The following is a 12,874-nucleotide window of genomic DNA, read 5'->3' on the forward strand; positions in this document are numbered from 1 at the left end:
TTTATACTGTTAATATCCCTGGTTCTGCACCAGGTTCGTATTCCTGTCAACTTCCGACTGAGGAAAAGGAAGCACATTGTTCTTCTCTCCGAAAATCAGCGAAACACCTGCCGGATTTTTCACTGCCGCAAATTTTGCCGCAGCGATTCCCCAGCGCTTCAGATCAAAATAGCGATGTCCTTCCATGGCCAGTTCAATACGCCTTTCGTGACGGATGAACTCACGTAAGGTTTCTTTGGAATTGTACATCGTTTGATCCACCGGCGGTAGGCCAACGCCCGTTCTGGAACGGATCTTATTGAGCGCATCGTAGATCGTAGCATCAGGGCCCGACACCTCGTTTTTAGCTTCGGCATACGCCAGGAGCACTTCCGCATAGCGCATGTGTACGATGTTCATATCGGTTACCGTAATTTTGGACCTATCCCAGGGCAACTTGGAAGCATCCATGTACTTCTTTTGCGTAAACCCGGTTAATACCGGATCAGTAGTTACAAAAGTAGAGCCATCCGGATTCACGAATTTATCACCAGGCACCAGCACGGTCATTTTCAATCTGGGATCCCTCTTTTCGTAAGGATTAGCCGCGTCGTAGCCCGAGGCAGGATCTGTTATCATTTTACCCGTGATGGTCTCGTATTCGTCCACCAGATTTTTATAAGGCTGATTACCTCCGTACCAACCGATCTCGACAAGCATGCCTTCATTTCCCTGGGCATTGTTGGGTGCCAGATATTTGGTTGAGAAAATAATTTCCGGGTTACCCTGCTGGGTCGTCTGCAAAAACAGATTGGCATACCCCCCCTGATAAATAGAGAATACATTGGAGGCGATTATTTCACTGGTTAATGCAGCCGCATCCGCCCAGTTCTGCTGATAAAGCCTTACCCGTGCTTTTAACATTTGGGCGCTGGCTTTTACGGCATGGCCTGCATAGGCCTTTGCGGGGAGCTTGGATATGGCATTATCCAGATCCTCCACGATGAACGTGAGTACCTCCGCCTTGGGGCTTTTTGCTATTTTGGCATCTTCGGCCGTTTTGGGAGCTGTTTTGTAAAGAACAACATCCCCGAAATACTGCACCAGTTCAAAATAGAACATCGCCCGCAGAAACCGGGCTTCGGCTATATACACGTCTTTAGTTGCCTGGGGCACGGCCTCGACACTTCCCACGTTTTCCAGAAAATAGTTGGCCGAAGCAATGCCTTCGTAGGGCTGGTTGTACAGGGCGGTAGGCACATTGGATGGATTAATTATACCAATACTCGGATTTTGAAAACCGAGCTGGTTGTGCCGGTCGAATGAATTATCCGAATAACCATCCAGCATAGACCTGCGGTGCCCGAAAACCTGGCTCTGCAGCCTGCGGTAAACACCTACCAGTGCCATCTCCACATCCGTTTGCGTTTTCCAGAAAGTAGCACCCGATATCGCATGCAGCGGATTTTTATCCAGATAGCTGTCATCGCAGGAACTGGTGCTGCCGAGTACCAAACTGGCCAGCAGGGCAGAAAATATATATTTATGTTTGAAGTTCATTTTTCCTAAGATTTTAATTGATTCACATTTTTAGAACCTGATGCTTAAACCCGCAGTGTATATCCGCAACTGAGGGAATTGAGCAAACCTGCCTGATCCGGCTCGTTCGGGATCATTACCTTCATATTTTGTCCAGGTAATCAGATTATCCCCTGAAACGTAAATGGTCAATCCCTTCGACCTGATCTTGCTTAAAATTTTCTCGTTGAATGCATAGGAAAGGTACAGGTTCTTTAAGCGCAGATAGGAGGCGTCCTGAAGAAAATAGGTTGACGTGTACCCTGCTACACCGGCATAACCCGTCAGGTAGGTCGCAGGAACCGTGTTACTTGGATTGGTAGGAGACCATGCATTGAGGAATCTGGTCGGAGGTGCTGAGCCTTGCTGAAAGGGCTCGTAACCCCATCCACTCACCTGCGTTTTTATACCATGAACACCTTGGAAAAATGCTGTCAGACTAAATCCCTTCCAGCCTGCATTTACATTGAAAGAATAATTATATTTCGGGAACCGGCTGATCCGAACCCGGTCTTCGGGTCCTACGGTACCATTACCGTCCACATCCCTGATCTTGAGATCACCGGGTTTCAAAGTACCCGACGATGGTTGCTTGGGAGAGCTGTTGATTTCCTCCTGGCTTTGAAATACCCCTATCCATTCGTGCAGAAAGAAGTTATTGTAAGGCTGGCCTACCTCAATGGTACCCAGGGTTGGGGCGAGTAGCTTGGTAACTTCATTCTTGTATTTGTGAAATAACACACCCGCTCCGTAGTTGAAATCCCCAAAACTTTTTCTGTGCCGTAATTCAATTTCTATACCGGTATTCTGCATACCGCCGGCATTGACAATGGGCGCTGTCAACCCTACGCTGGCGGGCAAATCGGCTCTGGTGGAAAGAATATCTGTGGTATTGCGTTTGTACCAGTCTATGGTGGCACCAAAGAGTCCTTTGAAAATATCCACATCCAACCCAAAATCAAGCATCGAAGTCTTCTCCCATTGCAGATCCGCTGTCACCAGACGAGTTAACTGCGCTCCCGAAGCCAAATTCGTGTAGGGATAAGCGGTGAGGCTCAATATATCCTGATACGGGTAGTTGCCAGAAAGGTTAAGTCTGTCAGCAACGCCCACATTGATCTCTTGATTACCTAATACGCCGTACGACGCCCTTAACTTTAGATTATCTGCCCATGACAGCGAGTTTTTGATGAATCCTTCCTCGGATATCCTCCAGGCGGCCGAACCTCCTCCAAAAGTTCCCCATCGGGAGCTAACGCGTGAAGTACCGTCGCGACGAATATTTCCTTCCAGGAAATACTTCCCTTTGTAATCGTAATTGACACGTCCGAAAGTTGATCGAAGCGCCCATTCGGATGCACTACCTCCGGTGGACTGGTTGTTGGCGCCACTACCATCCAAAACCATGATGGTTGTATTCGGAAAATCGAAGCGGTTACCTGATAAGCGTTCCGTTACATTATCCTGTTGCTCAAACCCGGCCAAAAGTCCCAGCGTATGATCAGTTCCAAATTGTTTGGTATAATTCAGTGTACTGAAAAAGGTCTTGGTTATGCTCCTGTCCTCAGCTTGCTGAAGGCCAAAAAATGTAGGATTACCGTTGGCAACCTGCACATAGTTGCCATTGGCATCGGGCTGGTAAGCAAAGGAAGGAGACCCGAATTGCCTGTTTTTCAACTGATCGTTGTAGAAAGTCATCCCGGCTTTGTTGAGCCATTTCAATCCTTTCAAAATCTCAATTTCGACGAAGGCCTGGGCATTGGCATTGTAGGTTTTGGTGAATTGACCACCTGTGGCGTACACCTCTTCCACACTTCGGTTACCTGCGCCGTTGGTGATAAAATCTCTGTTGGTAACTCTTCCACTACCATCGGGCAGGAAGGGGGCAAATGTTGGCGCAGAAGCATAGGCTAAAAGTAACAAGTTATCATTGACAAGCCATGGCGCCTTGGCGTTCTGGTACGAAAGATTGAGATTGGTACCGACGCGTACTTTTTTGTGTACCTGTGAGGAGAAATCAATCAGACCATTGTAGCGATTATACAAATAGCCTTTTGTGATACTTTCCTGATCCAGGTAGTTGAATGAAACATTGTATAATGTTTTTTCATTTCCGCCACTGAAACCCAGATGATGATTCTGAATAGGTCCTTTATCCAACACGTAATCCAGCCAGTTGAAGTTGGGGTATTGGGCACTGTTGGGATTATTCTTGTACAGGTCAATCTGCGCCTGGGTATAAAGAGGTGCCTGTCCGCTTCTTGCTCTTGCGGAATTGTACATCTCCATATACAACGGCGAATTGGTGATCAGCTCGGGTTTCCGGGTTGCTTCACTCAGGCCAAAATTTCCAGAATATTCGATTTCGGATGAACCGGCCTTCCCCTTTTTGGTGGTGATCAAAATAACCCCGTTCGCCGCACGTGCCCCATATATGGACGCCGAAGCCGCATCTTTCAAAACAGTGACGCTCTCAATATCCTGTGGAGAAAGGTTTTTGATCGTACCAATTATTCCATCTACCAGGATAAGCGGGGCGTTGGATGCGCCAAAAGAACCGAATCCTCTTAGCTGATAACTAGCATCATCCCGGCCCGGCTCTCCGGTAGACTGGATCACATCCAAACCTGAAACGCGGCCTTGCAAAAGATTCTGCACATTGGGCACCGGCCGCTCTGTGAGTTCCTTACCCGAAACGGTTGTTACTGAACCCGTCAGATTGGCCTTTGTTCTGGTTCCATACCCCACCACCACTACCTCCGAAAGTGATGATGCTTCCGAGGCAAGGGTTACGTCGATAGTCGTTTTGGTACCTACCACAACCTCCTGCCTGATGTACCCAATATAGCTAAATACCAGGGTGGCATCATCCGGTGCCTGTAAATTATACTTGCCGTTCGCGTCTGTGATGGTTCCGGTGGTTGTTCCTTTCAGCTGGACACTCGCACCGGGCAAAGCTACACCGCTATTGTCGAATACCGTCCCTGTTACCTGACGTCCTTGTGCCATTACCAGCTGTCCTGAAAGCATCAGTACCGCTACGAAGAGAAGTACCAATTTCGGGATGGTTCCCTGATGACCGGCGGATTGAAAAATTCGTCCGCACTGTTGAGCAAAGAGACTTCCGGCCGTAAGCCAGTCTCGATTTGCCTCCGAATTGAGTTTGTACAATGGGGTCATAGAATGTAAAAATTGAAGTTTATTAAAACGCACAAGAAAATGAATGCTAAAACCATAAGATGTATGCTAAAACCAGCACACAATCTGACGTCATTGAAGGATACAAAGAAAATATATAAACCATAGAACACGCGTCGAAATATTATCCAGTTATTCAGCTATATTACCATTTAATGATATTAATCATATTTTTTTGTGTTTTTTAAATTTAATACTGATTATCAAACAGTTGCTGAGTATTTATCTGATTTTATAAGTCTTTTAGTCATAATTTATGTCAGACTACAAATTTCAGGGAGCTCAAATAGCATTATGAAACCACATATTCTTCAAGTAGCGACCACACCAAACAGGTCGTTCAGTGTCAGAAAAGAGCGAATTCCCAACATCAACAGCCGCTGGCACTGCCACAAAGAGGTCGAGTTGCTCTGTTTCCACAGAGGGAGCGGTACACAGTTTGTCGGAGACGACATACGCCGGTTCAATGCAGGTGATGTGGTTCTGGTTGGAGCCGATTTACCGCATTACTGGCATTTCGATAATGAAGAAGCGGCAGACCGGGATGAGATGGACACGCCATACTCAACCGTTATCCATTTCACAGAGAATTTCTGGGGAGAACAGTTCCTACAGCTTGCGGAAAACGCAGTGTTAAAAAATGTTCTGGACAAAGCCAAACGGGGGATTTCGTTGCGGGGAGAAACCGGGCATATCGTCATTAACCTCATGGAAAAACTTCACCATGCAGAGGGGCCAAATCGTATACTGTTGCTCATTGAGTGCTTGATTGCGGCAAGTCATGCGGGAGAAAAGGATTCTTTAGCATCCCTGGGATTTCGATACGACAATCTGGAACAGGAGAGTGAAAGGATCAACGCGATTTACAAATACACCCTTAACAATTTTGCAGAAAAAATAAAGCTGGAAACCATTGCTTCGGTCGCCGGATTGTCCCCCAATTCATTCTGCCGATACTTCAAATCCAGAACCGGGAAGCAATTTTCTCAGTTCCTGACCGAAATCAGGGTAGGATACGCCTGCAAAATGCTCATCAGCAACCAAATGAGCATCAAGCAAATTTGTTATGAAAGCGGATTTCATAACACAACGTGCTTTTACAAACAATTCAAGCAAATAACCGGAAAAACACCCGCCAGTTATCTGTCGGCATTTTCCAATCAATGAAATCTGATTTTCTACCAATAAATTTGAAAAACTATCCGCGTGGCATCTCGGTGTGGTATCTGTTGGCCTAAACGTTGAGTCTGCCTGTCTGTGCAAAAAAACCTAATTCCACATTGCACTGCAAATGTCTGGGGACTACTCAAAATCAATGAGTTGGCCGTCAAATCCCTTTCCCTCTATTTCTAAGTATTAAATAAAATCACTTTTTTTGAGTTTACGCCTAGGGATTCTATTGAGAAAAGGAACCTTTATAAAATGAAAAGCATGCGACACTCCAATCTTACAGATGAATCTTTGGTATTGCTAATGAAAGACAGCGAAACAAAAGCTTTCGAAGTAATCTACAAAAGATACTGGCGGCAGTTGTATGGGTTTGCTAATCAGCATCTGGGCGTACGCGAAGATGCCGAGGAGGTAGTACACGACGTAATGACGAGCCTATGGCAAAACAGAGCGCACTCAAACATTCAGAATTTGAGGGTATACCTCTTCATCGCAGCCAGAAATCTTGTTAACAAAACCATTAAAGTGCAGATCAATCTGCGCAAGTATCTTGATTTTCAGCTGTTACAGGAAATTTCTGAAAACTCCAATGTAAATGAAATACTTACGAATGAAGAACTCGCAAAGGCCGTGGAAAGGGCGATGCAGCAGATGCCGGAAAAAACCGCCATCGTTTTCAGAATGAGCAAATTAAACGAGCTTCCCGTCAAAAAAATCGCGATTGAACTGGGCATAACCGACAAAGCGGTTGAATATCACATTACAAAGTCCATCAAAATGTTGCGTCAACATCTCAGTGACTTCCACCACGACAACTAACCAGACCAGAAATGACCACCCATGAGTTTGACGCACTAACCAATAAATATCTGGCAGGACAGTGTACGCCCGAAGAGGCGGCTTTGCTGGAAAAATGGGCCAATCTTCAATTTGACGAACAATCCGGCACGATGCTCTTTGATTCGGAAGAGGAGGAAGGTAAAAAGTGTAAAGAAATTTGGCAATCAATAGGCGTTAACGATGAACGCTTCTGGCACGGAATAGGGATCCATTGGCTTGCAGGTATAGCTGCCTCCCTCATTTTTATTGCCCTATTTTTCGGAATTTACAGTCGTTACGGCAGCCTGGGTGAACCCGATTTTGGTACGCAGGCAAGCACACAGACCAAAGTGACCCTACCGGACGGCAGCGTAGTTATCCTTGAAAAGGGAGCAGATATTGTGACCGACAAAAATTTCGGTGTTACAGAACGGCGGGTCTGGCTGAAAGGTGAAGCCTTTTTTCAGGTCACGCCCAATCCGCTGCTCCCGTTTTTCGTACATGCGGATGACCTGGTAACAGAAGTACTGGGAACAAGTTTTCGAATCAAACCACAGAAAAACCAGAAAAAAATAGAAGTTTCTGTTATTTCAGGAAAGGTTTCGATCTATACGGCCGGCTCCACGGGGAAGAATAAGAAAGATGGCGTAATTGCTACCCCCAATCAAAAGATTTCTTACGATCAGACCTTAAAAATACTGCGTCAGGACCTGGTGGATTCGCCAAGTCCTGTGGTGAAGCTCCAATCCTCCTCCAGCCTCAAGTTCGATGAACAGCCTGTGGAAACCGTGCTGTCAAGGATCAGCGAAATATATGGTGTACAGCTTATATCAGGCAATCCAAAGATTAAACAATGCGTATTTACCGGCGACCTGAATGGGCTTGACATGTACCGCCAACTCGATTTTTTATGTGAGGTCATAGGCGCGGAATACGAAGTGCGCGGCACCGCAATTTTTGTCTCAGGCCCAGGATGTGCACCTATACCTTAATGCCACAAAGCCTGAAATCCCCATAATTCAATGACATTCAACTGCTGCATAAAACCCACGAATTAAACCATGTTAAACGTTAACGTACCCAGATTATGAAAACAACATTATCGACCACTTCCGTCTATTGGCGAAAGGTGAGAGCAGCCTGCTGCCAGGTCCTCGTCTTAGCTATTTTCGGGGTGCCCTTGCAAGCCAGTGTGTTGAACGGTCAAAGTATTTTGGAAACCAAAATCACATTGAACGAAGAAGGACAACGGTTCAAAAAAGTGCTGGAAATAATTGAGCGTCAAGCCCAGGTGCGTTTCATTTATAGTCCAAGTACGATTGACAGCAAACAAAAAGTGACTGTCAGGGTGAAGGATCAAAAGCTGGAGCAGCTATTAAAAACCTTGTTTCAACCCTTATCCATCGACTATTCCGTCATGGACGACAGGATACTTTTAAAACCCGCTGCTACGGAAAAAAGCTCCGCCATATCGCCGGAAACTAAGTTTTTGAATGCTTCACCCGAAATAGACCGGACCATAAAGGGTAAAGTTTCAGATGAGAAGGGCGAGGGATTGCCAGGGGTAAGCATTCTGGTGAAAGGAACACAGCAGGGCACGACCACCAATACCGACGGCGCATATACAATTGTGCTTCAGGATGACAACGCTGAGCTGGTTTTTTCTTTTGTTGGTTATATGAGCCAGGAAATAAAAGTGGGAAACCAGACAACCATCGACATAGCGCTAAAAGTGGATCAAAAATCTTTGGATGAAGTGGTGGTCATCGGGTACGGTTCCCAATCCAGGGGCGACATTTCTTCTGCCATTGCATCGCTTTCGGTTGCCGACAAAAAAATTGCCGAATTGCCCATCACTGGCCCGGAACAGGTATTACAGGGCAGGTTGAGCGGGGTCAATGTTACGCAAAACACCGGAACACCGGGCGGACGCTCCACCGTCCGTATCAGAGGTGCCAGCTCAATTACAGGAGGGAACGATCCGCTGTATGTAATTGATGGGGTGCCTATCAACACCGGCTCCTATTCCACGGCAAGCGGAAATGCCGCTGCCGAAAACCCCTTGTCGTCGCTGAGCCCGGGTGACATTGAATCCATGGAAGTACTTAAAGACGCAGCAGCTGCCGCAATTTATGGTTCGAGGGCGTCCAATGGTGTGATCCTGGTGACTACAAAAAGAGGAAAAACAGGGGCCGCCAAAATCAACTTCAATACTTATTACGGCGTACAGAAAGAAACAAAACGCTTGTCATTGCTGGACGGGCCGGCCTGGGGAACATTGGTAAATGAGGCAAGGACCAATGTAGGCATGCAGCCTTATTTTCCAGATCCGTCCTCATTGCCAAGCACCGACTGGCAGGATGTGATATTCAGAAGCGCTGCGATACAAAGCTATGACCTGTCGGTTTCAGGAGGAAGTGAAAAAACGCAGTTCATGGTGTCGGGCAATTACTATGATCAGACGGGTGTGGTGATCGGAAGTGGATACAAGCGGGGCAATGTCAGGATTAATCTGGATCAAACGATCAATGACAGACTAAGCGGAGGAGTGAACCTCACGCTTAGCCGTTCCAAAACGGACCGGATAGATGCCGGAACGAACACAGGGATCGTATCCGCCGCTATTATTAAGTCGCCGGCAATACCGCTGTACCTGGAAGACGGCACGCTCAACCCAACCGATCCGTACATTGCCACCAGCAACAACCCCGCATTAATGGCCAGGGAAATCACCAATTACGCATTCAACAACCGGGTGATCGGTAACACATTTCTGAATCTGGAAATATTGAAAGGCCTTACCTTCCGCACGTCCATAGGCATTGACTACCTGAGCCTGGACGAAGTGCTGTTTGTTCCGCCCAATAACCTTACCTACGAAGGCCGCAGTACCAACGGATCAGGAACAAATGCGCTGACGCAGGACAGAGGCTGGATCAATGAAAATACACTTAATTATTCGACCAGTCTGGGGACCAAACACCGCTTCAACCTGCTTTTGGGAAACTCTTCGCAGGAATCAACCATGTCGCGTACCATCGCGTCGGGTACCAACTTCGCGCTCGAATCCATTTCGACACTGGAGTCTGCATCCGTACGGAATTCGAGCTCCACAGGAAGCAGCTGGGGGCTGGCCTCCTATTTCAGCAGGCTCAACTACACGTTTGATAACAAACTCAACATTGCTGCCAGTTTCCGTATTGATGGCTCTTCCAGATTCAGCAAAAATAACAAATACGGTAATTTCCCATCCTTGTCGGCATCGTACCGTCTCGACAAAATGGAATTCATGAAAGATGTTACCTGGCTCGACGATGCCAAGATCCGGGCCAGCTGGGGAAGAACCGGAAATCAGGAAATTGGTAATTTTACTTCCAGAGGACTTTCAAGAGGTGGATTTAACTACATGGGCATGAGCGGACTGGCACCTGTTCAGCTTGAAAACCCCAACCTGACCTGGGAAACAACCGAGCAGACCAATGCCGGGGTAGATCTGAGATTTTTTGGTAACCGGCTGAATTTCACCTTCGATTATTACATCAAAAAAACCCGCGGGTTGCTGCTGGAGGTCCTGTTGCCTACTTCATCAGGCTATTCAAGCTCTGTTCAGAACGTTGGAAATGTACAAAACAAGGGAATCGAACTTCAGCTGGGCTCTACCAACATCGCCACCGACAATTTTACGTGGAGGACGGATTTCAATATCGCTTTCAACCGGAATAAGGTTACCAGCCTTCCTGATGGTGACGACCGGCCTCTTGGATTCAATGGCTATGCGTCTGTACTGAAAGTCGGCTACCCGCTGGGTACATTCTTCGGATGGAAAATATTAGGCGTTAATCCGCAAACCGGAAATTACGTTTTTGAAGATGTGGACGGAAATGGCAATGATCCATACCCATCCACCAGCACCGACAACAGGGTACTGTCCAGCGCACAGCCCGACTTCACCGGCGGTATGACAAACACTTTCACTTTTAAAAATTTCGATGCGAGTGTATTCATGCATTTCACATACGGGAATACGATTTTCAACCACCCAAAATATTCCTACGGCCGGATGCATACCTGGTTCAACTCCTTTACGGACTCGAAGGACCGTTGGCAAAAACCGGGTGATGAAACCTGGCTTCACCGGGCAGCATGGGGCGATCCGACACGGAACGGCTCTGTTTCCGACCGTGTGCATGAGGACGGTTCCTTCCTGAAAATAAAGGCCATCAATCTGGGATACACCATCAAGGCAGAAAAACTCAAACGGATCGGCGTTCAAAACCTGCGGGTATATGTGGTGGGACAAAATCTGTTCACTTTCACCAAATACACAGGATTTGATCCGGAAGTAAGCTCTTTTGGAAACGACGCACAATTAGGCTTCGATTTGAATGCTTATCCGCAAATCAAATCTTATACACTCGGATTAAACATCGGCTTCTGAACATGAAAAATCTAAAATACTTCTATCTGGCAGGAATTGCCTTGTTTCTGGGTGCATGCAATGTCATTGACCAGGAACCCATCGACGCGGTGTCTAATGAGCAGCTGTTCACAAAAGGAACTGATGCGCAGGCTGCCATTATCGGGGCTTACAAAGGGGTACTCGACAATGGCTTCAACTACATGGTGATGGCCGAACTGCCCACCAAAAACGTAAAGGGCAATGCGCTCAACAGGCAGTTTGAGCAGCTTAATAACCTGCAGTTTCTTGACGACAATGGTTATTTCAACCAGCTATGGACACAGAATTACCTGATCATCAACAGGGTGAACGTGATCTTGCAGCGTGTTCCGCAAATTGAAGACCCGTCATTTTCAGCCACACAGAAAGCGCAGATACTCGCGGAGGCTTACATGATCAGAGCGCATGCCTATTTCAATCTGATCCGTTATTTTTCCAACGTGCCATTAATAATCAATCCGACGGCATCGCCCGATCTGCCGTCCTTGCAGATCTCACGGGACAACGTTGCCCAGGTTTACGAGCAGGTATTTAAAGATCTGGAAATAGCCAGAAGGGATCTTCCTGTATCTTACAGTACTACACTACAGACCAAAGGAAGGGTGACCCGAGCTGCTGCCCACGCGCTGGCCGTGCGAATTCACCTTTTCCGCAAAGAATATGACAAAACAATAGCGGCGGCTGATGAAATACTGGCGCAAAAAAGTACGCTGAACAATACATATGCCGCGCTCTTCGAAGGCAAGAACGCCGACGAATCCATCTGGGAATTGCAGTACGACAACCTGAACCCCAACAGCATTGCGGGAACCTACCTGCCTGCCGCCCTGGGAGGCACGCGTATGATCGAGGTTAATCCGGATATTCTGGCTGCCTACGAAACGGGAGATTTGCGCAGAGCAGCGACCATCGGAGTTTCAGGCACGATATCGTATGTCAAAAAATATACGCGAAGGGTTTCAGGCGATGATAATTTTATCATTTTCAGGTTGGCAGAGGTCATTTTGTCAAAGGCTGAGGCCCTTGCAGAGACTTCCTATCCCAATGCAACGGCACTATCTCTGTTGAACCAGATCAGGACACGTGCGGGTTTGGCCCCATTGACCACCGCTGAGGTACCAAGCCTGGCTTCGTTCAGAGAGCGGCTTTATAAGGAACGAAGACTAGAACTCAGTTATGAAGGACACGCCTGGTTTGATCTGGTAAGGACCGACCGCATTGACTCTGAACTTGGCATTACGAACCCCAATTTCAAACTCTGGCCCGTACCGGCGGTAGAAATCCTGAGAAACCCAAATCTGTTGCCACAGAATCCGGGATACGAATAACTATCCTGCAAAATCCTCTTAAAACAAATGGGCTTTCTTCTTGTTATGGGAAGAAAGCCCGTTTTTCTATTTGGGACCCGGCAATTTTATGAAGTCAACAAAACGGACGCCTGACTTAGCTGTCAGGCGTCCGTTTTGCCCTCGTTTTTTTTTCTGCCCTTTATCAAAAAGAAAATAGACAGGGCAAACGCGACCAGATAGACAACTGCCAAAGCCGGCTTTTCAAACGTTAAAGTCTCATAATCAAATTGCCGGTAAAGGGATACCCCTAAAATGATGGCTATTATCGCGAAGGAAAAATTTGGCATGGATTGCGTTATTTTTAGGGACCATCAAATTTATG

General features: G+C 46.9%; 8 protein-coding genes. 5 read left to right on the forward strand and 3 right to left on the reverse strand.

The window, feature by feature from the left end; genetic code table 11:
• Positions 1–9: 9 nt before the first annotated feature.
• Positions 10–1,539, reverse strand: coding sequence for a RagB/SusD family nutrient uptake outer membrane protein (locus DYADSP32_RS15390; protein ID WP_149241910.1), 1,530 nt, complete (start codon positions 1,537–1,539; stop codon positions 10–12).
• A 30-nt stretch (positions 1,540–1,569) separates the two neighbouring features.
• Positions 1,570–4,737: a SusC/RagA family TonB-linked outer membrane protein gene (locus DYADSP32_RS15395; RefSeq protein WP_149241909.1), complete on the reverse strand. Its 3,168-nt coding sequence runs from the start codon at positions 4,735–4,737 to the stop codon at positions 1,570–1,572.
• A gap of 312 nt (positions 4,738–5,049) precedes the next feature.
• Here DYADSP32_RS15395 and DYADSP32_RS15400 point away from each other — a divergent pair, with 312 nt between their 5' ends.
• The 5 genes from DYADSP32_RS15400 to DYADSP32_RS15420 all read left to right on the forward strand — a co-directional run bounded on the left by DYADSP32_RS15400 (position 5,050) and on the right by DYADSP32_RS15420 (position 12,531).
• A complete protein-coding gene (locus tag DYADSP32_RS15400) occupies positions 5,050–5,922 on the forward strand; it encodes an AraC family transcriptional regulator (protein WP_149241908.1) in 873 nt (290 codons plus the stop codon).
• A gap of 264 nt (positions 5,923–6,186) precedes the next feature.
• Positions 6,187–6,744: an RNA polymerase sigma factor gene (locus DYADSP32_RS15405; protein WP_414617806.1), complete on the forward strand. Its 558-nt coding sequence runs from the start codon at positions 6,187–6,189 to the stop codon at positions 6,742–6,744.
• Positions 6,745–6,755: 11 nt separating this feature from the next.
• The gene (locus DYADSP32_RS15410; RefSeq protein ID WP_149241906.1) at positions 6,756–7,736 is read left to right on the forward strand and encodes a FecR family protein; all 981 of its coding nucleotides are present in this window, start codon (positions 6,756–6,758) and stop codon (positions 7,734–7,736) included.
• 95 nt (positions 7,737–7,831) lie between these two features.
• Complete coding sequence (locus DYADSP32_RS15415) at positions 7,832–11,182, forward strand: TonB-dependent receptor (protein WP_149241905.1); 3,351 nt, start codon at positions 7,832–7,834, stop codon at positions 11,180–11,182.
• 2 nt (positions 11,183–11,184) lie between these two features.
• Complete coding sequence (locus DYADSP32_RS15420; protein ID WP_149241904.1) at positions 11,185–12,531, forward strand: RagB/SusD family nutrient uptake outer membrane protein; 1,347 nt, start codon at positions 11,185–11,187, stop codon at positions 12,529–12,531.
• A gap of 122 nt (positions 12,532–12,653) precedes the next feature.
• Here DYADSP32_RS15420 and DYADSP32_RS15425 read toward each other — a convergent pair whose 3' ends face one another.
• The gene (locus DYADSP32_RS15425) at positions 12,654–12,839 is read right to left on the reverse strand and encodes a hypothetical protein (protein WP_149241903.1); all 186 of its coding nucleotides are present in this window, start codon (positions 12,837–12,839) and stop codon (positions 12,654–12,656) included.
• Positions 12,840–12,874 lie beyond the last annotated feature (35 nt).

It is taken from the genome of Dyadobacter sp. 32 (assembly GCF_902506755.1).
In the GTDB taxonomy this organism is placed as follows: domain Bacteria; phylum Bacteroidota; class Bacteroidia; order Cytophagales; family Spirosomataceae; genus Dyadobacter.